Genomic DNA, 23089 nt, shown 5'->3' with positions numbered 1-23089 from the left:
ATGCCGTGCGGCGCCGGCGACAGGCGCTCATTGCTCGAAGCGACGCGGGGCGTCATAATGTAGCCCCTTTTTTCTGTCCCTACATGTGGAAGGTTCCCGTGACTCAGAAGCCCGACCAGTGTCTTGGTGAGTGGATCGATCGTGAAGCGCTTGCAGAAGCGATGATCCCGCTTATCGGTCAGCTCTACCGCAATAACAATGTGGTGAGCTCGATCTATGGCCGTAGCCTGATCAACCGTTCGGTGATCGCGATCCTCAAAGCCCACCGCTTTGCCCGTCATCGCCAGACCGACGAAACCGAACTGTCTGTCCACGAGACATTCCCGCTGCTCAAGGCCATGAGCGAGCTCAAGCTGGGCGCCGCTTCGGTCGACCTGGGCAAGCTGGCCAACAAGTTCAAGCAAGAAGGCAACGGCCGCAGCGCCGAGCAGTTCGTGCGTGAAGAAATGGCCGACGTGGTTGGCCAGCAGAACGCCTCCGCACGCAAGGGCACCGACGTGGTCCTGTACGGCTTCGGTCGTATCGGCCGTCTGCTGGCGCGTATCCTGATCGAGAAGACCGGTGGTGGCGACGGCCTGCGCCTGCGTGCCATCGTGGTACGCAAGGGCGCCGAGAACGACCTGATCAAGCGTGCCAGCCTGCTGCGTCGCGACTCGGTGCACGGTCCGTTCGATGGCACCATCACCATCGACGAAGAAAACAACACCATCACCGCCAACGGCAACCTGATCCAGGTTATCTACGCGAAGAACCCGAGCGAAGTCGACTATACCCAGTACGGTATCGAGAACGCCCTGGTGGTCGACAACACCGGCGTCTGGCGCGATGCCGACGGCCTGGGCCAGCACCTGGCCTGCCCGGGTGCCGCACGCGTTATCCTCACCGCACCGGGCAAGGGCGCGCTGAAGAACATCGTGCACGGCATCAACCACGCCGACATCAGCCCTGACGACAAGATCATCTCGGCGGCTTCCTGCACCACCAACGCCATCGTGCCGGTGCTCAAGGCAGTCAACGACAAGTTCGGCATCGTCAACGGTCACGTCGAAACCGTTCACTCGTACACCAACGACCAGAACCTGATCGACAACTTCCACAAGGGCAGCCGCCGTGGTCGTTCCGCTGCGCTGAACATGGTCATCACCGAGACCGGCGCCGCCACTGCCGCCGCCAAGGCGCTGCCAGTGCTCAAGGGCAAGCTGACCGGTAACGCGATCCGCGTTCCGACGCCGAACGTCTCGATGGCGATCCTGAACCTGAACCTGGAAAAGGCCACCAGCCGCGACGAGATCAACGAGTACCTGCGCCAGATGGCCATGCACTCGGACCTGCACAAGCAGATCGACTTCGTCAGCTCGCAGGAAGTGGTTTCCAGCGACTTCGTCGGCTCGCGTCACGCCGGTGTGGTCGATGCCGAGGCCACCATCTGCAACGACAACCGCGTTGTACTGTACGTTTGGTACGACAACGAGTTCGGTTACAGCTGCCAGGTAGTGCGCGTGATGGAAGACATGGCCGGGGTCAACCCGCCAGCGTTCCCACGCTAAGCATCACGTTGCGTTGAAAGAACGGGAGCCTGCGGGTTCCCGTTTTTTTGGGCTTCAGAAAAGGAGGCGTCGTGTGAAAAAGGGATGGGCTGCGCTGCCTGCCCTGGTGGCATTGCTGGTCGGTTGCGAGCACAGGGATTCGATCGAGCGCATCAGTGGCCCGACCATGGGCAGCAGCTACACCGTGCAGTACGTGCGCAAGGCCGGCGGCCCGACGCCTGGGCAGGTGCAGCAGGAGGTCGAGGCGATCCTGCAGGGCATCGACCAGCGCTTCTCCACCTACCGCAGCGATTCACTGGTGGGGCAGTTCAACCAGTTGCCCGCCCACCGCTGCCAGGCGATGCCGGCCGACGTGCTGCAGCTTGTGCGGGTAGGTGAGCAGCTCTCGCGCCAGAGTGACGGGGCCTTCGATCTCACGGTGGAGCCGCTGCTCGACCTGTGGGGCTTCGGCCCCCAGGCGCGTGAAGAGAAGGTGCCCGATGCCCGGCGGCTGGCGCAGGTGCGCGAGCGGGTGGGGTATACCCACTTGCGTATCGAAGGCCAGCAACTGTGCAAGGACGCTGGCGTCGAGGTCGACTTCAACAGCATCGCCGCCGGGCATGCGGTCGACCTGATCGTGGCACGTATGCAAGCCCTGGGGGTCGAAAGCTTTCTGGTGGAGGCTACCGGTGAGCTCAAGGCAATGGGGCGCAAGCCCGATGGCAGTGCCTGGCGCATTGCACTCGAACTGCCGCGCGACGATCTGCAGATAGCCCAGCAGGTGTTGCCGCTGGAGGGGTACGGGGTGTCCACGTCGGGTGACTACCGCAATTATTTCGAGGAGAATGGCCAACGTTATTCGCATACCTTCGATGCGCGCCTGGGCACCCCGGTGGCCCATGCGTTGGCGGCGGTGACGGTGCTGGCGCCCACTGCGCTGATGGCTGACGGGTACTCGACCCTGTTGCTGATCCTGGGCCCGGAGCAGGGTTGGCGCTTCGCGCTCGAGCATCGGATTGCGGCAGTGTTCGTGAATCGGGTCGAGGGTGGGTTCGTTTCCCGGGCCACGCCAGCATTCAACAGCATTGCGGGGAGATGAAAGGCTTCGCCAGCAAGGCGGCCTACATGTAGTGCAGAGAAAAATAGCCTACGACGCGACCAAGGGTTAATGTGCGCGGCGTTCAAGCTTGATTAGACTGCACCCGAATTTTTGCATGGCGCCGATGGCGGCATGATGTAGCCCCGGAGGTCAATCTGGCGTCCGGGCCTGTTCTGAAGGAGTACGCATGGCTGTCTACAACTACGACGTAGTGGTGCTGGGTTCCGGCCCGGCAGGAGAAGGGGCGGCAATGAACGCCGCCAAAGCAGGACGCAAGGTAGCGATGGTCGATAGCCGTCGCCAGGTCGGCGGTAACTGCACCCATCTGGGCACCATCCCGTCCAAGGCCCTGCGTCACTCGGTGCGCCAGATCATGCAGTTCAACACCAACCCGATGTTCCGGGCCATCGGTGAGCCGCGCTGGTTCTCCTTCCCCGACGTGCTCAAAAGCGCCGAGAAGGTCATCTCCAAGCAGGTCGCCTCGCGCACTGGCTACTACGCCCGCAACCGCGTTGACGTGTTCTTCGGCACCGGCAGCTTCGCCGACGAGCAGACCATCGAAGTGGTCTGCGCCAACGGTGTGGTCGAGAAGCTGGTAGCCAAGCACATCATCATCGCCACCGGCTCGCGCCCGTATCGCCCGGCCGATATCGATTTCCACCACCCGCGCATCTACGATAGCGACACCATCCTGAGCCTGGGTCACACCCCGCGCAAACTGATCGTGTACGGCGCCGGCGTCATCGGCTGCGAGTACGCCTCGATCTTCAGCGGCCTGGGCGTGCTGGTGGAACTGGTGGACAACCGCGGCCAGCTGCTGAGCTTCCTGGACTCGGAAATCTCCCAGGCCCTGAGCTATCACTTCAGCAACAACAACATCACCGTGCGCCACAACGAAGAGTACGAGCGCGTCGAAGGCCTGGACAACGGTGTGATCCTGCACCTGAAGTCGGGCAAGAAGATCAAGGCCGACGCCTTGCTGTGGTGCAACGGGCGTACCGGCAACACCGACCGCCTGGGCCTGGAAAACATCGGCGTGAAGGTCAACAGCCGTGGCCAGATCGAAGTGGACGAGGCCTACCGCACCTGCGTGCCGAACATCTATGGCGCCGGTGACGTGATCGGCTGGCCAAGCCTGGCCAGTGCCGCCCACGACCAGGGCCGCTCGGCCGCAGGCAGCATCGTCGACAATGGCAGCTGGCGCTTCGTCAACGACGTGCCGACCGGCATCTACACCATTCCGGAGATCAGCTCGATCGGCAAGAACGAGCAGGAGCTGACACAGGCCAAGGTGCCGTACGAAGTGGGCAAGGCGTTCTTCAAGGGCATGGCCCGGGCGCAGATCGCCGGCGAGCCGCAAGGCATGCTCAAGATCCTGTTCCACCGCGAGACGCTGCAGATCCTCGGCGTGCACTGCTTCGGCTACCAGGCCTCGGAGATCGTGCACATCGGTCAGGCGATCATGGGTCAGCCGGGCGAGCAGAACACGTTGAAGTACTTCGTCAACACCACCTTCAACTACCCGACCATGGCCGAAGCCTATCGGGTTGCCGCCTACGACGGTCTCAACCGGCTTTTTTGAGCGGCTCCGGCCGGTGGCCTGAGCCGGCCGGGGAGACCGATTTCAGCGATTCTCGAGGGTGGCGCTGGCCAAACCGGGAAAGTCTGTAATCAGGCTGTCTACGCCGAAGTCGGCGAGTCGGAGCATCAGCGCCGGCTCGTTGACTGTCCACACCGACACATGCAACCCCTGACGCTGGGCCTTGGCCAGGCGCTCGGGGGTGCAGTGCGTCCAGTTCAGCGCCAGCAGTTCGCAACCGTAGTTCTGCGCGACCTTCAACGGGTCGAGCCAGGTGTATTCCGCGACCAGCCCGCGGGACACGTCCGGGGTCAGCTCCAGGGCGGCGCCCAGCACCTCCCGCGAGCTTGAGGTGATGGTGACCTTGTCCAGCAGGCCGAAGCGCTGGGCCATTTCGCGAATCGCCAGCACCGTGGTGGCAGCGCGGGTGCGCGAGGCACTCTTGACCTCCAGCTGCCAGTGGTCGAAATCACATTTCTCGAACAGCTCTTCCAGGCGTGGAATCGGGCAGGGGTTGACCCAGCCTGGGCCGCCCTTGCGCGCATCGTAGGTCACCAGGTCGGCGGCGCTGTGCTCCACCACCTTGCCGCCACGGCCGGTGGTGCGCTTGAGGCTGGGGTCATGAATGACCATCAGCTCGTTGTCGGAGGACAGGTGCAGGTCCAGCTCGCAACGGCGAACGCCGTGGCTCAGGCATTGCTGGAAACTGGTCAGGGTATTCTCGGGGGCTTCGCCCTTGGCGCCGCGGTGGCCGTAAATCAGGGTCACGTTCGTTCCTTCAAGCAAGACGGAAAATCAGGAGGCAGGCGGGGTGTTCTGTTCCAGTGCCTGGCGGCGTTGCAGTGCCTGTTTCTGCAGGATATAGCGCGCCAGCAACTGGCGCTGGGCGTCGGTCATCTCGACGAATTCGGCGCCGATGTCGAACAGGCCATCAGCGGCCTTGTCGCAGTGGGTCACCTTGGCCCGCAGCAGCAGGCCCAGGGCCTGGGGCATCAGCACCATCTTCACCGAGACGCGGCTGCCGGCGGTGATGGCCTGGGCCTGGTGCACCTCGACGCCACCTTCGGAGAGAGTCACCGGGCGCGCCTCGCCGATCTGCCCCAGCAGGGTTTGCGCAACCACGGCGCTGAGCAGGTCGATGCGTTTGTTCTGGGCCTTGAGAAAGGCTGCCAGGGTGCGGTCCTTGTCACTGAGCTGGCGCAGCAGGTGCTGGGACTCGAACTCGCTCAGGTGCAGTTCGCTGAGCAGGTTGAAGAGTGGTGAAGCATCTTGCAACAACTCGCCGCCCAAGGCCTCGGCGGCGCTCAGAGGGGTAATTTCCAGTGCGATCCTGTCCTCGATACGGTAGTATTCGCGGCGATCTTCTTCATCTAATGTCGACATGGCGAACCCATGGTAGCGGCGGTGGTCTGAGTGTAAAGCTGCTATTCAAGCCCCGCCACAAGGACGTTCCTCTTTCCTCCGAACAAGCCCCGACATGTTCAGACCTCTTTTCGTATTTATCGGTACGCGTTACACCCGTGCCAAACGTCGCAATCACTTCGTCTCGTTCATTTCGCTGACCTCGATGATCGGCCTCGCCCTGGGCGTGGTGGTGATGATCGTGGTGCTGTCGGTGATGAATGGCTTCGATCATGAAATGCGTACCCGCGTATTGGGCATGGTGCCCCATGCCACCCTCGAGACCGGACAGCCGATCAGCGACTGGCCAGCCCTTGCCGATACAGTAAAGCAGAACCCGGCGGTGCTGGCGGTGGCGCCGTTCACCCAGATGCAGGGCCTGCTGACCCATGACGGCAAGGTACAGAAGGTGCTGCTCAACGGTATTGACCCGGCGCAAGAGCGCAAGGTGTCGATCATCGACGACTTCGTGCGCGAGGGTAAGCTCGACGCGCTGGCGCCGGGCAGCTTCGGCATCATGATCGGCGACAAGGCCGCAGCCAAGCTGGGCGTGGGCATCGGCGACAAGCTGACCTTCGTCGCCCCCGAGGTTACCGTGACCCCGGCCGGCATGTTCCCGCGCATGAAGCGCTTCACCGTGGTCGGCATCTTCCACGTGGGCGCCGGCGAGATCGACGGCTACCTGGGCCTGACCAACCTGTCGGACCTGTCGCGCCTGCACCGCTGGAAGGCCGACCAGGTGCAGGGCCTGCGCCTGAAGTTCGACGACCTGTTCCAGGCACCCCGCGAGGCCTGGAACATCGCCCAGAAGCTGGGCGAGCACGAGTTCTACGCCCGTGACTGGACCCGCAGCCACGGCAACCTGTACCAGGCCATCCGCATGGAAAAAGCCATGATCGGCCTGCTGTTGCTGCTGATTGTCGCGGTGGCGGCGTTCAACATCATTTCCACCCTGGTGATGGTGGTCAACGACAAGAAGGGCGACATCGCCATCTTGCGCACGCTGGGCTCCACGCCGGGTCAGATCATGGCCATCTTCATGGTGCAGGGCACCGTGATCGGCGTGGTCGGCACCCTGATCGGCGCCGTGGTCGGCATCGCCGCCGCGCTCAACGTGAGTGCAGCGATTGCCGGCCTCGAGCGGTTGATGGGGCACAAGTTCCTCAACGCCGACGTGTACTTCATCGACTACCTGCCGTCCCAGGTCATGGCCGAAGACGTGTGGATGGTCTGCGGTGCGGCGCTGGTCCTGAGTTTCCTCGCCACCCTGTATCCGGCCTGGCGTGCGGCGCGCACCCAGCCTGCGGAGGCGCTACGTTATGAGTGAGTTGGGCATGAGTGATAAAGCAGTGCTGAGTTGCCGCAACCTGGGCAAGTCCTACGAGGAAGGCCCGGAGTCGGTGCAAGTGTTGTCGGGCCTGCAGCTGGAGCTGCACCCGGGTGAGCGCGTGGCGATCGTCGGCAGTTCGGGGTCGGGCAAGAGTACCTTGCTCAACCTGCTGGGTGGCCTCGATACCCCGACCCAGGGCAGCGTATGGCTGGCCGGTGAAGAACTGTCGGCGCTGGGCGAGCGTGCACGTGGCCTGCTGCGCAACCGCGCACTGGGCTTCGTCTACCAGTTCCACCACCTGCTGCCGGAGTTCACCGCGCTGGAGAACGTGTGCATGCCGCTGCTGATCGGCCGCACGCCGATCCCCGAGGCGCGCGAACGTGCCGAGGCGCTGCTCACGCGTGTCGGCCTGGGCCATCGCCTGACGCACAAGCCATCCGAGCTGTCCGGCGGCGAGCGTCAGCGCGTGGCGATTGCCCGGGCGCTGGTCAACCGGCCCGGGCTGGTGATGCTCGACGAGCCTACCGGCAACCTCGACCACCACACCGCACAGGGCATCCAGGACCTGATGCAGGAGCTGAGCAGCTCCTCGCAGACCGCGTTCCTGGTGGTGACCCACGACCTCAACCTGGCGCGGCAGATGGACCGTGTGCTGCGCCTGGAAGACGGGCGTCTGGTTTCGATCTGACCTGGCAGTACAGGTGGCCCGCCGTGCATGGCGGGCCCCTTGTCTCTTTTCTTTACCTGGGTGCTTCAGTTCATGTTCAGACCCTTGTCAATTTTCATCGGTGCGCGTTACACCCGTGCCAAGCGCCGCAACCATTTCATCTCGTTCATCTCGATGACCTCGATGATCGGCCTGTCCCTGGGCGTGCTGGCGATGATCGTGGTGCTGTCGGTGATGAACGGCTTCCAGCGTGAAATGAGTGCGCGGATCCTGGGCATGGTGCCGCATGCCGCCGTGCTGGGCGCCCAGCCGCTGGACAACTGGCAGGCGGTGGCCGATGCCGCGTTGAAGAACCCCGAAGTGCTGGCCGCTGCGCCGCTGACCGAGATGGAAGGCATGCTCTCCTACAAGGGCGCGATGCAGCCGATCCAGATCAGCGGCATCGACCCTGCGCAGGAAGGCAAGGTCTCGATCGTGGCCGACCACATCGTTCAGGGCCGGCTCGACGACCTAAAGCCGGGCGAGTTCGGCGTGGTGGTAGGCGAGATGACGGCGCGTCGGTTTGGCCTCAGGGTCGGTGACAAGCTGACCCTGATCGTGCCCGAGGTGAGCACCGCGCCTGGCGGCATCACCCCGCGCATGCAGCGCCTCAACGTGGTCGGCGTGTTCAAGGTGGGCGCCGAGCTGGATGGCTCCATGGGCCTGATCCACATGGCCGATGCGGCGAGCATGCAGCGCTGGGCGCCAAACCAGGTGCAGGGCGTGCGGCTCAAGGTCAAGGACCTGTATGCCGCGCCGCAGGTGTCCAGGGCGATAGTGGGCGAACTGGGCGAGCAGTACCGTGCCGATGACTGGACCCACACCCAGGGCAGCCTGTTCAGTGCCATGAAGATGGAAAAGACCATGATCGGCCTGCTGCTGATGATGATCATTGCGGTGGCGGCGTTCAACATCATCGCCACCCTGATCATGGTGGTGAACGACAAGGGCGCGGACATCGCCATCCTGCGTACCATCGGCGCGACGCCGGCGCAGATAATGGGTACGTTCATGGTGCAGGGCAGCCTGATCGGTGTGGTGGGCACCTTGATCGGTGGTGTGCTCGGCGTGATCGCGGCGCTCAATGTGAGCCAGATCGTCGGCTGGCTGGAGCGGGTCAGCGGGCAGCATATCTTTACCTCGGACGTGTACTTCATCAGTACGCTGCCATCGGAACTGCAATGGGGCGATGTGGCGCTGATCTGCACGGCGGGGTTGGTGATGAGCTTTCTGGCCACCCTGTATCCGGCGTGGCGTGCTTCGCAGGTCGAGCCGGCGTACGCCTTGCGGTACGAGTGATGCCACCGCTCTTGTAGGAGCCGGCAACGCCGGCTCCTACAGGGCTGCGTTGTGTTCCGGCAAGTCGATCAGGAACCGCGTCCACCCCTGCGCCGATTCGGCACTGATCACCCCACCGTGCGCCTGCACGATCGAACGGGTGATCGCCAGCCCCAGCCCCGCATGTTCGCTGCTGCCTTCCCGGCGTGCCGGGTCGGCCCGGTAGAACCGGTCGAACAGCCGCGGCAATAGCGCTGCATCGATCGGCGCCCCGCGATTGGCCACCACCAGGCGAACCCTGCCATCACCCTGCGCAATCTCGACCCGTATCTCGCCCTGTGCCGGGGTAAAGCGCAGCGCGTTGTCCAGCAGGTTGGACAGGGCCCGTCGCAGCATGTTGCGGTCTCCCGTCAGCTCGGCCAGCCCTTCGCGGCTCAGGCTGATCTGTGCATCCTCGGCCAATGGCGCGTAGTACTCGATCAAGGCATCGGCCTCCTGGTCCAGCGCCAGGGGCTCGCGATTGGGCATCAGCAAGCCGTGGTCGGCCTTGGCCAGGTACAGCATGTCGTTGACCAGTTGCGCCATCCATTGCAGTTCCTCGAGGTTGCCGTGCAATGCCTCGCGATACTCCTCCAGGCTGCGCGGGCGGGTGAGGGTGACCTGGGTGTGGGTCAGCAGGTTGGACAGCGGCGTGCGCAGCTCGTGGGCAATGTCGGCCGAGAAGGCCGACAGGCGCTGGAAGGCATCGTCCAGACGTTCGAGCATGGCATTCATGGTGCCGGCCAGTTGCGCCAGCTCTGGCGGCATCTGGGCCTGGGGCAGGCGTGTGGTCAGCGAGCGCGCCGAAACGCCGGCTGCCACCTCGCCCATCCGGCGCAGCGGACGCAAGCCACGGCGCACGGCCCAGGCACCGAGCAGCGCGGTGGCCAGCGCCGAAAGGCCCATCGTCAGCCAGATCAGGCGCTGCATGCGTTGCAGAAAGTGCTGGTGGTGGGTGATATCCAGAAACAGGGTGAGCCGGCTGCCGCCTTCAAGCACCACGCACAGGCTGCGAAAATCCATGCCCTCGCTGCGCAGGGTGCTCAGGCCCGGTGTGTCGGGTGCGTCAGGCAGGCCGGGGCGGCTGGCAAACCACTGCGCCCCGTCGCTGCCACGAATGCGCAGTGCAAGGTCGGCCTGGTGGCTCAGTTCGCCGCGCAGCAGCGGTAGCCGCGCTGCCAGGCTCGGGCGGTCGTGCACGCCAACGAGCGCCTGGCGCAGTACCGACAGACGACTGTCGAGCAACTGCTGATCGAGCTCGATGAAGTGCGCCTCGCTGGCCCGGCTGAACAGAAGCCCCGCCGCCAGTGACACCGCCGCCGTGCAGGCGGCGAACAACAGCGCCAGGCGTGCGCCCAGGGACAATCTGCGCATCACGCCGGGCGCTCCTCGAGCACGTAGCCCATGCCGCGCACGGTGTGGATCAGCTTGTTGTCGTGGCCATCGTCGACCTTCAGACGCAGGCGCCGGATCGCCACTTCGATCACGTTGGTGTCGCTGTCGAAGTTCATGTCCCACACCTGCGAGGCGATCAGCGATTTGGGCAGCACCTCGCCTTGGCGGCGCAGCAGCAGTTCGAGCAGGGCGAACTCCTTGGCGGTGAGGTCGATGCGTGCCCCGGCGCGTTCCACCCGGCGGCGAATCAGGTCCAGGCGCAGGTCGGCCAGGTTCAGGGTGGTTTCCTGGGGCGGGCTGGCGCCGCGGCGCAGCAGGGTGCGGACCCGCGCCAGCAGTTCGGAGAACGCAAAGGGTTTGATCAGGTAGTCGTCGGCGCCCAGTTCCAGGCCATGCACGCGGTCCTCTACCGCATCGCGGGCCGTGAGGAACAGCACCGGGGTGTCGAAGCCGGCCTCGCGCACGGCCTGCAGAATCTGCCAGCCGTCACGCCCGGGGAGCATCACGTCGAGAATCAGCAGGTCGTAGTCGCCGCTCAGGGCCAGGTGCTGACCGGTATCGCCGTCGGTGGCCAGTTCGGTGCTGAAGCCGGCTTCGTTGAGGCCCTGGCGCAGGTAGAGGCCGGTCTTGGGCTGGTCTTCGACGATCAACAGTTTCATGGGCTTCTCGGCAGCGTTGGGGGCTGGGTTTATACCCTGTGGCAGGGTGCGCGGGGCAAAGCTGACAAAGTTGTAATGTTTTCGTCAGGTGGTTGCCAGCGGCAGTTTTCTACAGTGCGGGGCATGAGCTTGCACATGATAGAGGATGCACGATGAAACACTTGATGATCGCGAGCGCCCTGGCGCTGTGGAGCCTGCCGCTGCTGGCGGCACCCGGGCACGAGTACGCCTTCGGCAAGCCGGCTGCGGCGGCGCAGGCCACGCGCACGGTGGAGGTCGTGATGGGCGACATGTACTTCGAGCCGCGCGCGCTGCAGGTCAAGGCCGGCGAAACGGTGCGTTTCGTGCTGGTGAACAACGGCCAGGTGCCCCACGAGTTCAACCTGGGGGATGCGGCCATGCACGCCCGGCATCAGCAGGAGATGCTCGCCATGCAGGGGCAGATGGATCATTCTGCAATGGGACATGGCGGCATGAATCATGGCGGTGATGATCATGGTGCGATGGGTAGCGGCGGCATGCAGCATGACGACCCGAATATGGTGATGGTGGCGCCGGGCAAGCGCGCCGAACTGACCTGGACCTTCAGCCAGAGCACGCCGATCGAGTTCGCCTGCAACGTGCCGGGGCATTACCAGGCCGGCATGGTGGGCAAGCTGACTATCGCCAAATGACCAATGCAGCGCGCAAACCCGATAAACTAGACCAATTTCGTCCTTCAGGTTTGAGCCATGCATCCCGCCGCCGAACATTCGCCACTGGGCAAGTCCAGTGAATACATCAGCACCTACACGCCGTCGCTGCTGTTCCCCATCCCGCGTGCAGCCAAATGGGCCGAGCTTGGGGTCACCGCGCAAACGTTGCCGTGGTCGGGTGTGGATTACTGGAACTGCTTCGAGCTGTCCTGGCTGCTGCCTTCGGGCAAGCCGGTGGTGGCCATCGGCGAGTTCGCCATCCCGGCCGATTCGCCGGCCATCATCGAGTCCAAGTCGTTCAAGCTGTACCTGAACTCGCTGAACCAGACCGAGTTCGCCTCGGCGCAGGCGGTGCAGGCCTGTCTGGTCAAGGACCTGTCTGCGGCAGCCGGCAAGCCGGTAGGGGTGCGTATCCGCAGCCTGGCCGAGGTTCAGCGCGAGGGTGTGATGGCGCTGCCGGGCACCTGCATCGATGACCTGGAGGTCAGCATCAGCAACTACGAGCAGCCCCAACCGGAGCTGCTGCGCTGCGCTGCCGAGCGTGTGGTGGAAGAGACCCTGCACAGCCATCTGCTCAAATCCAACTGCCCGGTGACCGGGCAGCCGGACTGGGGCAGCGTGACCGTCCATTACCGTGGCGCGGCGCTGGACCATGCCAGCCTGCTGACCTACCTGATCAGCTTCCGTCAGCATGCCGACTTCCACGAGCAATGCGTGGAACGTATCTACCTGGACCTCAAGCGCCTGCTCAACCCTGAGACCCTCACGGTGTATGCGCGCTACGTGCGCCGGGGCGGGCTGGACATCAACCCGTACCGCAGCACCGGGCCGGTCACCCTGAAGAACCTGCGCCTGGTTCGCCAGTAACGAAAAAGCCCCGTCCAGTGTGACGGGGCTTTCGTTTTTGCCGCGGGGTTCAGATGCCCATGCTTTGCAGGCTCTGAACGATGTTGCGCAGGGTGGCGGTCAGGCCCGGGTGCTCGACCTCGAAACGTTCGACGGCGAGGTTGACGCCGTCGACCAGGTTGTTGTCCGGGGTTACGGCCTCCAGTTCGATTTTTGCTTGGATCTGCGCCATCAGTTCGTGCAGCTCGACACGCTCCTGTTCCGAGAGCGGTGGGTTTTGCTCCAGTTGCTCGCGCAGGGCGTCGAGTTGCGCTTGAAGTTCGCGGGCAGGCATGGGTGTTCTCCCTCTATGAATAGGCTCAGACATGGACCCCGCGCGCGGGCGAAAGGTCCGTGCCTCGCTGTTCAGGTTAATCCACCCGGCGCCGCTTTGCATGACCCTGATCAATGTGCCTGTATCAGGGTTTTTCGCCCTTGAGGCGGCGCAGGCCGATATCGGCCAGGCAATCGGCCAGTTGTTCCAGCTGGTCGATCACCGAATGCACCCCCAGCCCGAACAGGTGAACGGTAGCCTTGCCTCGCTTGAGTTCGCGCTCGCGTTCCTCCAGTGCCTGCCAGGTAGCCTCGTCCAGCCCGCACAGCGAGCCGCACGAGGCCAGGCCCACGGTCCACAGCCCGGCGTTGAGCCCGGCCTGCAGCAGGCGCGGCTCGCCGCTGACCAGAACGCAGCCATCGAGCCGGTCGGCCTTGAGCTGCATCAGGGCGTGCCAGCAGGCATCCGGCGCGGGCCAGGGCGCGTGGCCGGTGGTATCCGGTCGGCGCACCCAGGCGGGCAGCGCCTGGCTCAGGTGCTGGCCCAGGGCAGCCGGCAGTTCGTCGAGCCAGGCACAGGGCACGCCGTGTTCCCGCAGCCAGTGCAGGGCGGGCAGGGCGCCTGGTGTAGGCCTGGACGGTGCGTTGCCGGGCGCCTGGCATCGTGCGCCGAAGTCGACCAGGCAGCCGCGCAGGCCGAACAGCACGGCGGTGAAGGCGGGGGAATGGGGCATGGCAACGTCCCTGAAATAACCAGCAAGGCTAACGTCGGGGTGTGACCGTGGCGTGACGCTTTGATGACCTTCAGGCGGCTTTCACAAAATATCGACGCAGGTTGGAGGAAGCTGCCTAATCTGCCAGAGAGGCTTTATACTTGTTTCCTTTTGGCTGTCGACGGCCTGATGCCGGCGCAGTGCAATGTTTGCCTAGGAGAAATTTTATGCGTGGGATCGGTGCTGGCGTGATCGATCGTATGACCCGTGCCTGTGTCTGCGCGAGCCTGCTGCTGGCGCCGGTACTGGCCCAGGCGGCGACCGAGGAAGACCCGTGGGAGAGCATCAACCGGCCGATCTTCCGGTTCAACGACACGATCGATACCTACGCGCTCAAGCCGCTGGCCCAGGGCTACCAGTGGGTGACGCCGCAGTTTCTCGAGGACGGCATCCACAACATGTTCCGCAACCTCGGTGACGTGACCAACCTTGCCAACAACGTGTTGCAGCTCAAGCCCCACGCAGCCGGCGTGGATACCGCGCGGTTGATCGTCAACACCACCTTCGGCCTGGCCGGCTTCTTCGATGTGGGTACCAAGATGGGCCTGCAGCGCAGCGACGAGGACTTCGGCCAGACCCTCGGCTACTGGGGTGTAGGCAGTGGCCCGTACGTGATGCTGCCGCTGCTTGGGCCGAGCACCGTGCGCGATGCGATCGCCAAGTACCCGGACACCTACACCGAACCCTACCGCTACATGGACCATGTGCCCACCCGCAATACCGCAATCGCGGTGGACGTGGTGGACACCCGTGCCAGCCTGCTGTCGGCCGAGAAGATGATCCGTGGCGACAAGTACAGCTTCATCCGCAACGCCTACCTGCAGAACCGCGAGTTCAAGGTCAAGGACGGGGATGTAAAAGACGATTTCTGATCGTGATGCATGAAAAAGGCGGCCATGGCCGCCTTTTTCATGCCTGCTGTTCAGCTCATCGCAAGGATCTTGAGGCCCAGCTTCTGCTGGCCCTGGGGCTGATCGGCAATCCACACCACTTGCGTTGTGGCGTGCAGGCCCTTGAGTGAAGGGTGGTCCGAATCGATGCTGACGCTGAGGTTGTCTCCAACCTGAAAGGTTTTCGCTGCCTGTACCTGCATGCCGCTGCTCGAGAGGTCCAGGCACACCGCCGCAATCACTTGTTCGGCATGTATCAGGGTAACGTCGGTATCTACCCGCATCCTGATGAAATCACGCTTCTCGCTATAGTCGGCGTGGTTCTGGCTCATGCCTGCATCCTTCCATTGGGTTGCGATAGAAGGGGTTTTTATAACTCCCGGTGATTTGTGCTGTAAAGAGCACAGGCGACCATCGGTGCATGCTTGAAACCCCCGGCGGATGGGAGTACCGTCTGCGCCTTACAGGGCACCTCTGACATTTGCCGGGCAGGCCTTTTGTCCTACACCTGAAATGCAAGAGTGGCTAGAAGTGAATCCAGTAAGCGGGCCTCGTTTTGCCTGGCCGCCTACCCCAACCTATTTCTGGCGCCGTTTGCCCACATGCAGAAAAACAGTGCAACGCTGCTGATAATCGATGATGACGATGTAGTGCGTGCGAGCCTCGCCGCCTACCTGGAAGACAGCGGCTTCAGCGTCCTGCAGGCAAGCAACGGCCAGCAGGGTCTCCAGGTCTTCGAGCAGGAACAGCCTGATCTGGTGATCTGCGATCTGCGCATGCCGCAAATGGGCGGCCTGGAGCTGATTCGCCAGGTTACCGAGTGTGCCCCCGACCTGCCGGTGATCGTGGTGTCGGGCGCGGGCGTGATGAACGATGCCGTCGAAGCGTTGCGCCTGGGTGCTGCCGACTACCTGATCAAGCCCCTGGAAGACCTGGCAGTGCTGGAGCACTCGGTTCGCCGGGCGTTGGATCGGGCGCATCTGGTACTGGAAAACCAGCGTTACCGCGACAAGCTCGAAACCGCCAACCGTGAGCTGGAGGCCAGCCTGCACCTGCTGCAGGAAGACCAGACTGCCGGGCGCCAGGTGCAGATGAACATGCTGCCGGAGAACCCGTGGAAGGCCGGAGACCTGCGTTTCGAACACCAGATCATTCCGTCTCTGTACCTGTCTGGCGATTTCACCGATTACTTTCGTGTCGACGAGCGACGCGTGGCGTTCTACCTGGCCGACGTGTCCGGCCATGGTGCCTCCTCGGCGTTCGTGACTGTGCTGCTCAAGTTCATGACCACGCGCCTGCTGTTCGAATTCAAGCGCGCCGGCACCTTGCCCGAGTTCAAGCCGTCCGAGGTGCTCGGGCATATCAACCGCGGCCTGATCAATTGCAGGTTGGGCAAGCACGTGACCATGGTGGGCGGCGTGATCGACGAGCACACCGGCCTGATGACCTACAGCATCGGCGGCCATCTGCCGTTGCCGGTGCTGTACACCCCGGACGACACCCGGTACCTCGAAGGGCGCGGCCTGCCGGTGGGGCTGTTCGACGAGGCCACCTACCAGGATCACGTTCTGGAGTTGCCGCCGCAGTTCAGCCTCACATTGCTGTCTGATGGCATTCTGGACCTTTTGCCTGGCGACACACTCAAAGATAAGGAGGCTGCCTTGCCTGAAATCATCAAGGCAGCAGGTGGCAGCCTGGATGGGCTGCGCCAACGATTCGAATTGGCTACGCTTGGGGAGATGCCGGATGATATCGCCCTAATGGTGTTGAGCAGGAACCTTCAATGAGTACTGGAAGAATCCAGTTTGCCGAGCAGAATGGCACCTTTGTTCTGAAGTTCGTCGGTGAAGTGCGTCTGACCCTGTGTTCGGCGCTGGATGCAACGATTGAAAAGATCTTCACGGCGCTGAATTTCTCGGCGATCGTCATCGATCTTACCGAAACCAACAGTATCGACAGCACCACTCTGGGCCTGCTGGCCAAGTTGTCGATCCTGTCGCGGCAGAAGGTCGGCCTGCTGCCCACGGTGGTGACTACCCATGCCGATATCACCCGGCTTCTGCAGTCGATGGGCTTCGATCAGGTGTTCAACATCGTCGATCGTCCAATCCCGTGCCCTGAGTGCCTGACCGATCTGCCGTCCCAGGACCAGAACGAAGAGGTAGTGCGCGCCAAGGTGTTGGAAGCGCACAAGATCCTCATGGGCCTGAACGACTCCAACCGCGAAGCCTTCCACGACCTGGTCAACGCCCTGGAGCGGACCTGATCGATCCTGGCGCCCTGTAGCGGGCGCCGAACTCACCTTTTCATTCAGCCTCGCGGGGAAACTCCGTGGGCGGCGCGCCGTTGGCGTTGAGCTGGAAGATGCGCTCGGGCTGCCCCTGCGCGTTGAAGAACACCTGGCCCAGCCCGGCGCTGTTCCACAGGCGCTCGCCGGCCTTGCTGTGCGCGGGTGTACGCGGCACCACCTGCATCAGGCGGCGCTTGGTGAACCAGTTCAACGGTGATCGTGGGGCATAGAGCCAGCGATTGAGTCGGTCGAACACATCGAGCAGTCGGCGCGGGAATTCGTTCTTGATGCCGCTGCTGGTGATCTGCCACAGGTGCGGGGCGCCGCGTTTGTGACGAATCATTACCTCGTACACGAAGGAATAGTGCACGTCGCCCGAGAGGATCACGTAATGCCCTGGCGTGCGCGAGTGACGGAAGATATTCAGGATCACCTGCGCCGCCCCCCGGTGCGCCATCCAGTTCTCGGCGTCCACCAGCAGCGGATAGCCGCACCAACTGAACACGCGCTGGATGGTTTCGATCAGCTTCACGCCAAACAGCGGGGCGGGGGAGACGATGATGGCCGAGGGGTGGTCCAGCAAGGCCTGCTGCAGTTCGCACAGCGCTTCCCAGTCCAGCAGCCCGGAGGGCTTTTGCAGCTTGCTCTCGCTGCGCCAGCGGCGTGTGCGGGTATCGAGTACCAGCAGCGCAGGCTGGGTGGGCAGCACGAAGTGCCATTCCTGAAAGCGCAGCAGCTGTTTGATCAGGCCATCTTGCGCGGCGCGGTCGAAATAGCCGTCGTCATCGGCGCTGTGGCTCAGGGCCTGGCAGCTTTGCAGCAGCTCGCCAAACACGTCCGGGTTGTTGCCCCAGCCCTGGCAGAGCATGTAGCCGATCAGCGCGTTGCCGATGATGCGCCGCGAGAAGGCGTGCCCGTAGGCGGTTTCTTCCCATTGGGCCGAGAGGTTCCAGTCGTCGGTGATGTCGTGGTCATCGAAGATCATCAGGCTGGGCAGGTGCGCCAGTACCCGCGCCACGCCGTCCAGCCCTTCGACGAAGCCCTTCAGGCAGTGCTGTTCGCGCTGGTAGCGGGCCTGGCGCTGGGTGGTCAGGCCTGATGGCATGGGGGTGTCGACCAAGGTCCAGGGCACAGGCGACCAGACCAGCAGGTACATGGCCATGATCTCGGCCAGGGTTACCAGGTGGTTGTCGGCGTTGCTGCTGGTGAAGATGGGTTTGCGCGTGCCGCCGAAAAAGCGCTCGCGCAGGGTTTCGTTGCTCTCCAGGGCTGGCAGCAGGTCGGCACGGTGATAGTAGCTGGCCGGGTGGCGGTACAGCTCGGCGCTGTTCTGCACCACGGCGCCTTCCAGGTGCTCGTGGTACAGGCCCAGCCGCTCGATCAGCCCGTGGATGGCCCGCAACATGGGGCCGGCCACATCGTCGGCGTACACCTGGTCGCCGCTCATCATCAGCAGCGCCGGGCGCTCGGCGGGTGCGTGGGGCGCGGCCAGCAGGCGGTCGGCGCACAACAGGCCATCGGCGGCGGGGTGGTGCGGCTTGCGGCACGAGCCATGCAACAACTGGTCGAGACGCTCGCGTATCACGAAGTTGGGCAGGCGGGCGCCTTCATACAGCAGGTGTGGGGCCCAGGTGGCGATGCCCTGGCCGCCGACCAGCACGTCGTAGTCGATCTGCACGTCGGTGGGCAGTGGGGTGTTCAGCTGGATATCGAGCAGGTGCACGAAGGCGTGCTGGCCGATGGGGATGACCTGACAGCTCAGGGTGTGTTCGGTGGAGTGTTGCAGGTGCAGTTCGGGCTGCAACGGCTGTGAGCCGACCAGCCACAGGACCATGCGCGCGGGCTCCAGGCGGCGCAGCAACGGGCCGGCCAGTACCAGGGGCAGCGGGGTGTTTTCGGGCATTGATTACTCGAAGATGGATGGGTGCGCCTTCGGCGCTTCGCCGGCAATGCCGGCTCCTACAGTATCGTGCAGCCCTGTAGGAGTCGGCGTTGCCGGCGAAGAGGTCTGCAAGATCCAGCGTGCAAAACCACTAATGCTCCGCCTTCACACCTTGCCTGGCAAACCGTATTTGTATCAGGCCTTTGCAGCCAACAACGCCTCGAGTTTCTCCTGATCCCGCGCAAACTGGCGGATGCCTTCGGCGAGCTTCTCGGTGGCCATGGCATCTTCGTTGGAGAGCCAGCGGAACTGGCTTTCGTCGAGTGTCAGACGTGGCTCGCCAGCCTTGCCCGGGGTGAGCTTGCGCGCCAGGGTGCCCTGGTCATCGCTGAGCTGCTGCAGCAGCTCAGGGCTGATGGTCAGGCGGTCGCAGCCGGCCAACTGCTCGATCTGGCCGATGTTGCGGAAGCTGGCGCCCATGACCACGGTGTCGTAGCCGTTGGCCTTGTAGTAATCGTAAATACGCGTGACCGACTTCACGCCCGGGTCTTCGGCCCCGACATACTCCTTGCCGGTCGATTTCTTGTACCAGTCGTAGATACGGCCCACGAACGGCGAAATCAGGAACACCCCGGCATCGGCACAGGCAGCCGCCTGGGCGAAGGAAAACAGCAGGGTCAGGTTGGTCTGGATGCCTTCCTTTTCCAGCACCTCGGCGGCGCGGATGCCCTCCCAGGTGGAGGCCAGCTTGATCAGCACGCGGTCGCGGCCGATGCCGGCCTTGTCGTACAACTCGATCAATTGGCGCGCCTTGGTCAGCAGGGCAGGTTGGTCGAAGGACAGACGGGCGTCCACTTCCGTGGAAATACGGCCCGGGATCACCTTGAGAATTCCGCTGCCCACCGATACCGCGAATGCATCGCAGGCAAGGCCCAGGTCGCCCTTGCTGTGCTTGAGCGCATCATCGAGCAGCTCGGCATAGCCGGGCATGGCGGCGGCCTTGAGCAACAGGGACGGGTTGGTGGTGGCGTCGACCGGCTTGAGCCGGCTGATCGCATCGATATCGCCGGTGTCGGCGACGACCGTGGTGAACTGCTTGAGTTGTTCCAGCTTGGAAGTCATGAGCGTGCTCTGTCCTGTGCGGTTGGACGACATTACCCGAGCGCTGCCGGCCGCTCAAGGGCTGTGCGGCAGGCTATCGGGGGAGGGTAACGATTGGAGTGTCCAGCCGCGCGCAGGTTCCTAGCGTCCTTCCAGCAGCAGCCCCACCTGGTCGAGCAGGCCCAGGGGGTCGGTGCTCTTGTGAATGTCCACCGACAGCAGCTGGCGGAACTTGCGAGCGCCAGGGAAGCCCTGGCCCAGGCCGAGGATATGCCGGGTGACATGGTGCATGGCGCCGCCGTTCTGCAGGTGCTGGGCGATGTACGGGCGCAGCCTGGCCAGCGCTTCGCTACGGCTGATCACCGGGGCGTCGCTGCCGAACAGCTGCTGGTCGACTTCGGCCAGTACATAAGGGTTGTGGTACGCCTCGCGGCCGAGCATCACGCCGTCGAAGGTCTGCAGGTGCTGCTGGCATTCGGCGAGGGTCTTGATGCCGCCATTGAGAATGAACTCCAGGTCCGGGAAGTCGGCCTTGAGCTGCGCGGCAACGTCATAGCGCAGTGGCGGGATCTCGCGGTTCTCCTTGGGCGAGAGGCCCTCGAGGATGGCGATGCGCGCGTGTACGGTGAAGCTGCGGCAGCCTGCGTCGCGTACCTGGCCGACGAAGTCGCAGAGCTCGGCGTAGCTGTCGCGGCCGTTGATGCCGATGCGGTGTTTGACCGTGACCGGGATCTGCACTGCGTCGAGCATGGCCTTGACACAATCGCCCACCAACCCCGGATGGCCCATCAGGCAGGCGCCGATCATGTTGTTCTGCACGCGGTCGCTGGGGCAGCCGACGTTGAGGTTCACTTCGTTGTAGCCGGCGTTTTGCGCGAGTACGGCGCAGGCGGCCAAGTCCGCCGGCACGCTGCCACCCAGTTGCAGGGCCAGCGGGTACTCGGCTTCGTCATGGCGCAGAAAACGCTCGGCGTCGCCATGCAGCAGGGCGCCGGTGGTGACCATTTCGGTGTAGAGCAAGGCATTGCGCGACAGCAGGCGCAGGAAGAAGCGGCAGTGGCGGTCGGTCCAGTCCATCATCGGTGCAACAGAAAACCTCCTGACTACCGTATTGCCTGGAGTTGCTGGGGTTTGTGCCTGAATCTGTTGCATTTGTGTGTCTCTGATTGATTCCGGATTGTTCCGGTTCTTTCTGGTTTTTCTTTGCTCGTTGCTACAATGTAGCAACCTCCAGCAGTCGTGTAGCAAAATCCATGGGAACCATCACGCAGCGCAAGCGCAAGGACGGATCGACGGCGCACACCGCGCAGATCCGGATCATGAAAAAGGGTGAGACAGTCTATCAGGAAAGCCAAACGTTCGACCGGAAGGCGACGGCCCAGGCCTGGATCAGGAAGCGCGAGGCGGAACTGTATGAGCCAGGCGCGATCGAGAAGGCCAGCCGGGCAGGGGTAACGGTCAAGGAGATGATCGAGCGGTACCTGGACCAGTACGAGAAGCTGCGCCCGCTCGGCAAGACCAAGCGCGCAACGCTCAACGCTATCAAGGAGACGTGGCTGGGCGATGTGGTCGACACGGACCTCACCAGCCAGAAGTTGGTGGAGTACGCCATGGGCCGCATGGAGAAGGACGGCATCCAGGCCCAGACCGTAGGCAACGACCTGGCGCACCTGGGCGCCGTACTGTCGGTTGCCCGTCCGGCATGGGGGTATGAGGTCGACCCGCTGGCCATGCCAGACGCGCGACGCGTGTTGCGCAAGATGGGGGCCGTGACCCGTAGCAACGAGCGAAACCGCCGGCCTACGCTCGATGAGCTGGAGCGCATCCTCAAGTACTTCCAGGAGGTGCGTGACCGTCGCAAGCAGGAGATCGACATGGTGCGGGTGGTCGTCTTCGCGCTGTTCTCTACGCGGCGACAGGAGGAGATCACGCGCATACGCTGGAGCCTGCTGAACGACGAAGAGCAGTCAGCGCTGATCACCGACATGAAAAACCCAGGCCAAAAGTATGGGAACGACGTCTGGTGCATCATGCCGGATGAAGCCTGGCGGGTGCTGCAGTCAATGCCCAGGGTTGCCGACGAGGTGTTCCCGTACAACTCGAGGTCGATATCGGCATCGTTCACCAGGGCGTGTAACTTCCTGGAGATCGACGACCTGCACTTCCACGACCTGCGCCATGACGGCGTGAGTCGGCTGTTCGAAAAGGGGTGGGATATCCCGAAAGTGGCCTCTGTTTCCGGTCACCGGGATTGGAATTCGATGCGGCGCTATACGCACCTGCGGGGGAAGGGTGACCCATATGAAGGCTGGGCCATGCTGGAAGAGGTGATAGCGGGCCCCGTGATCGAGGCCCGGAAGAGAGTCAAGAGGCGCGCCGAAGACCCCGCCCCATGAGTTTGTCGTGCTCGGCCTTGGCCTTGGTGTGCTGGTCGTCGATGTAGGCCGCCAGGTCGTTCAGGTGGACGCCGCGTGCACCTTTCTGGCTTGGCTCCATCCAGACCAGCGGCAGGTTGATTTCGCCCCGGGCCACCTTGGCCTTGAGCTTGGTTGGCGTGATGTCGAAGTAGTCCTTGCAGACCAGTTCGATGGGGATGATTGCCTGGCCGTTGTACTGGGCCATCAGCAGGAATGCTGTGTTCATAGATGGTCTCCACGCCGCCGGTGGCGGCAGGTTGGTGGTCAGTAGCAGTTGCTGGAGCTAGACCCGCTATCGCTGGAACTGCTGCTGTCGCTCGACGAGTAACTGCCGCCGCTGTCGTAGCTGCTGTAGTCACGGCTGGAGCAGGAACTGCTGGTGCTGCGCGGTGGTTCGTAGCTGTCGGCCTGGTAGGCTGGATGCAACGGGCTGACCGGGCTCAACGGGTTGAGCGGATCAAGCATCGGATCTTGCCTTCCGACTGCCGGGCTGTGGCCGCGGGCATACCCGGTCGGGCCGAGCGCGGCGCGTTGTGCCGGCTTCTTCTTGCGCTTAAACAGACGGGCCAAGAAGTTGAGCATGATTCTCTCCATGCCCGCGCATGTCGGCGGGCTTGAGTTGTAGGGGGAGGGGTTAGGCGAGTTCGGCGGCGAACGCGTCGACCAGGGCCTGGCTGGTGAAGTTTATCGGGAGAGCGTCGGTGCTCTTTCCGTCGCTGATGAGTACCCAGCCGTTTTTGTACAAGGTGCAGGTGTTGCGGCCGTGTTGGATCTTGGCGATCGGCAGGCCGCCGAATGGAAGCCAGCGATTGATGCGGTAGAGCAGCTTCATCACGGCCCCCTGTAGATCAGGTAGGCCATGTAGGCGAGG

General features: G+C 63.5%; 25 protein-coding genes. 12 read left to right on the top strand and 13 right to left on the bottom strand.

The window, feature by feature from the left end; all coding sequences use genetic code 11:
• Positions 1 to 83 precede the first annotated feature (83 nt).
• The 3 genes from QMX96_RS06540 to sthA all read left to right on the top strand — a co-directional run bounded on the left by QMX96_RS06540 (position 84) and on the right by sthA (position 4207).
• Complete coding sequence (locus QMX96_RS06540; RefSeq protein ID WP_043864557.1) at positions 84 to 1547, top strand: glyceraldehyde-3-phosphate dehydrogenase; 1464 nt, start codon at positions 84 to 86, stop codon at positions 1545 to 1547.
• Positions 1548 to 1713: 166 nt separating this feature from the next.
• Positions 1714 to 2625, top strand: a complete 912-nt coding sequence (locus tag QMX96_RS06535; RefSeq protein ID WP_282361465.1) for an FAD:protein FMN transferase — start codon at positions 1714 to 1716, stop codon at positions 2623 to 2625.
• A gap of 187 nt (positions 2626 to 2812) precedes the next feature.
• Positions 2813 to 4207: a Si-specific NAD(P)(+) transhydrogenase gene (sthA, locus tag QMX96_RS06530; protein WP_043864555.1), complete on the top strand. Its 1395-nt coding sequence runs from the start codon at positions 2813 to 2815 to the stop codon at positions 4205 to 4207.
• Between the two features lie 42 nt (positions 4208 to 4249).
• Here sthA and QMX96_RS06525 read toward each other — a convergent pair whose 3' ends face one another.
• Together QMX96_RS06525 and QMX96_RS06520 are read right to left on the bottom strand one after the other, a co-directional pair.
• Positions 4250 to 4972 carry a glycerophosphodiester phosphodiesterase gene (locus QMX96_RS06525; protein WP_043864554.1) on the bottom strand — a complete coding sequence of 241 codons (723 nt, stop codon included), beginning with the start codon at positions 4970 to 4972 and terminating at the stop codon, positions 4250 to 4252.
• A 27-nt stretch (positions 4973 to 4999) separates the two neighbouring features.
• Positions 5000 to 5587, bottom strand: coding sequence for a PilZ domain-containing protein (locus QMX96_RS06520; protein ID WP_043864553.1), 588 nt, complete (start codon positions 5585 to 5587; stop codon positions 5000 to 5002).
• Between the two features lie 94 nt (positions 5588 to 5681).
• On the opposite strand from QMX96_RS06520, the gene QMX96_RS06515 reads away from it, so the two are divergent.
• The 3 genes from QMX96_RS06515 (at position 5682) to QMX96_RS06505 (ending at position 8940) form a co-directional block, all read left to right on the top strand.
• A complete protein-coding gene (locus QMX96_RS06515; protein WP_054916186.1) occupies positions 5682 to 6932 on the top strand; it encodes a lipoprotein-releasing ABC transporter permease subunit in 1251 nt (416 codons plus the stop codon).
• A 7-nt stretch (positions 6933 to 6939) separates the two neighbouring features.
• On the top strand, positions 6940 to 7623 hold the full coding sequence (lolD, locus tag QMX96_RS06510; RefSeq protein ID WP_173925058.1) for a lipoprotein-releasing ABC transporter ATP-binding protein LolD: 684 nt from the start codon (positions 6940 to 6942) through the stop codon (positions 7621 to 7623).
• A gap of 72 nt (positions 7624 to 7695) precedes the next feature.
• Entirely contained in the window at positions 7696 to 8940 is a 1245-nt protein-coding gene (locus tag QMX96_RS06505; protein ID WP_043864660.1) for a lipoprotein-releasing ABC transporter permease subunit, read from the top strand.
• A 36-nt stretch (positions 8941 to 8976) separates the two neighbouring features.
• Here QMX96_RS06505 and QMX96_RS06500 read toward each other — a convergent pair whose 3' ends face one another.
• On the bottom strand, positions 8977 to 10335 hold the full coding sequence (locus QMX96_RS06500) for a heavy metal sensor histidine kinase (RefSeq protein ID WP_088514228.1): 1359 nt from the start codon (positions 10333 to 10335) through the stop codon (positions 8977 to 8979).
• Positions 10332 to 11012 (bottom strand): heavy metal response regulator transcription factor, encoded by a 681-nt coding sequence (locus QMX96_RS06495; protein WP_043864549.1) that lies wholly within the window; start codon positions 11010 to 11012, stop codon positions 10332 to 10334. The genes QMX96_RS06500 and QMX96_RS06495 overlap by 4 nt, the downstream gene beginning before the upstream one ends.
• Before the next feature lie 152 nt (positions 11013 to 11164).
• On the opposite strand from QMX96_RS06495, the gene QMX96_RS06490 reads away from it, so the two are divergent.
• Both QMX96_RS06490 and queF read left to right on the top strand, forming a co-directional pair.
• Entirely contained in the window at positions 11165 to 11686 is a 522-nt protein-coding gene (locus tag QMX96_RS06490) for a cupredoxin family protein (protein WP_123752344.1), read from the top strand.
• A 57-nt stretch (positions 11687 to 11743) separates the two neighbouring features.
• The gene (gene queF, locus QMX96_RS06485) at positions 11744 to 12574 is read left to right on the top strand and encodes an NADPH-dependent 7-cyano-7-deazaguanine reductase QueF (RefSeq protein ID WP_282361457.1); all 831 of its coding nucleotides are present in this window, start codon (positions 11744 to 11746) and stop codon (positions 12572 to 12574) included.
• Between the two features lie 49 nt (positions 12575 to 12623).
• Here the strand turns inward: queF and QMX96_RS06480 are convergent, their stop codons facing one another.
• Positions 12624 to 12887, bottom strand: coding sequence for a DUF4404 family protein (locus tag QMX96_RS06480; RefSeq protein ID WP_043864546.1), 264 nt, complete (start codon positions 12885 to 12887; stop codon positions 12624 to 12626).
• A gap of 124 nt (positions 12888 to 13011) precedes the next feature.
• Positions 13012 to 13599, bottom strand: a complete 588-nt coding sequence (locus tag QMX96_RS06475; RefSeq protein WP_282361456.1) for a phosphonoacetaldehyde phosphonohydrolase-related protein — start codon at positions 13597 to 13599, stop codon at positions 13012 to 13014.
• Positions 13600 to 13805: 206 nt separating this feature from the next.
• Here QMX96_RS06475 and QMX96_RS06470 point away from each other — a divergent pair, with 206 nt between their 5' ends.
• Positions 13806 to 14510, top strand: coding sequence for a VacJ family lipoprotein (locus tag QMX96_RS06470; protein WP_043864544.1), 705 nt, complete (start codon positions 13806 to 13808; stop codon positions 14508 to 14510).
• A 50-nt stretch (positions 14511 to 14560) separates the two neighbouring features.
• Here QMX96_RS06470 and QMX96_RS06465 read toward each other — a convergent pair whose 3' ends face one another.
• The gene (locus QMX96_RS06465) at positions 14561 to 14860 is read right to left on the bottom strand and encodes a PilZ domain-containing protein (RefSeq protein ID WP_043864543.1); all 300 of its coding nucleotides are present in this window, start codon (positions 14858 to 14860) and stop codon (positions 14561 to 14563) included.
• Positions 14861 to 15130: 270 nt separating this feature from the next.
• Here QMX96_RS06465 and rssB point away from each other — a divergent pair, with 270 nt between their 5' ends.
• Entirely contained in the window at positions 15131 to 16315 is a 1185-nt protein-coding gene (gene rssB / locus QMX96_RS06460; protein ID WP_282361455.1) for a two-component system response regulator RssB, read from the top strand.
• Positions 16312 to 16794 (top strand): anti-sigma factor antagonist RssC, encoded by a 483-nt coding sequence (gene rssC, locus QMX96_RS06455; RefSeq protein ID WP_043864541.1) that lies wholly within the window; start codon positions 16312 to 16314, stop codon positions 16792 to 16794. The genes rssB and rssC overlap by 4 nt, the downstream gene beginning before the upstream one ends.
• 40 nt (positions 16795 to 16834) lie before the next feature.
• Here the strand turns inward: rssC and QMX96_RS06450 are convergent, their stop codons facing one another.
• The 3 genes from QMX96_RS06450 to dusA form a co-directional block, all read right to left on the bottom strand.
• The gene (locus QMX96_RS06450; protein WP_282361454.1) at positions 16835 to 18721 is read right to left on the bottom strand and encodes an alkaline phosphatase D family protein; all 1887 of its coding nucleotides are present in this window, start codon (positions 18719 to 18721) and stop codon (positions 16835 to 16837) included.
• A gap of 174 nt (positions 18722 to 18895) precedes the next feature.
• On the bottom strand, positions 18896 to 19822 hold the full coding sequence (gene tal, locus QMX96_RS06445; protein WP_236176614.1) for a transaldolase: 927 nt from the start codon (positions 19820 to 19822) through the stop codon (positions 18896 to 18898).
• Positions 19823 to 19942: 120 nt separating this feature from the next.
• Positions 19943 to 20953, bottom strand: coding sequence for a tRNA dihydrouridine(20/20a) synthase DusA (dusA, locus tag QMX96_RS06440; RefSeq protein WP_282361453.1), 1011 nt, complete (start codon positions 20951 to 20953; stop codon positions 19943 to 19945).
• A gap of 101 nt (positions 20954 to 21054) precedes the next feature.
• Here dusA and QMX96_RS06435 point away from each other — a divergent pair, with 101 nt between their 5' ends.
• Positions 21055 to 22197, top strand: coding sequence for a tyrosine-type recombinase/integrase (locus QMX96_RS06435; RefSeq protein ID WP_282361451.1), 1143 nt, complete (start codon positions 21055 to 21057; stop codon positions 22195 to 22197).
• Here QMX96_RS06435 and QMX96_RS06430 read toward each other — a convergent pair.
• Genes QMX96_RS06430 through QMX96_RS06420 form a run of 3 tightly spaced genes read right to left on the bottom strand, consistent with a single transcriptional unit; the run spans position 22166 to position 23050 of the window.
• Entirely contained in the window at positions 22166 to 22444 is a 279-nt protein-coding gene (locus QMX96_RS06430; protein WP_253086303.1) for a pyocin activator PrtN family protein, read from the bottom strand. The two genes, QMX96_RS06435 and QMX96_RS06430, sit on opposite strands and share 32 nt — an antisense overlap.
• 38 nt (positions 22445 to 22482) lie before the next feature.
• Positions 22483 to 22800: a hypothetical protein gene (locus QMX96_RS06425; protein WP_282361450.1), complete on the bottom strand. Its 318-nt coding sequence runs from the start codon at positions 22798 to 22800 to the stop codon at positions 22483 to 22485.
• A gap of 52 nt (positions 22801 to 22852) precedes the next feature.
• Positions 22853 to 23050, bottom strand: a complete 198-nt coding sequence (locus QMX96_RS06420) for a hypothetical protein (protein WP_176515927.1) — start codon at positions 23048 to 23050, stop codon at positions 22853 to 22855.
• Positions 23051 to 23089 lie beyond the last annotated feature (39 nt).

Source organism: Pseudomonas sp. PS01300, assembly GCF_029960155.1.
Taxonomy (GTDB): Bacteria; Pseudomonadota; Gammaproteobacteria; order Pseudomonadales; family Pseudomonadaceae; genus Aquipseudomonas; species Aquipseudomonas palmensis.
This window is presented reverse-complemented; position numbering and strand designations above follow the sequence as displayed.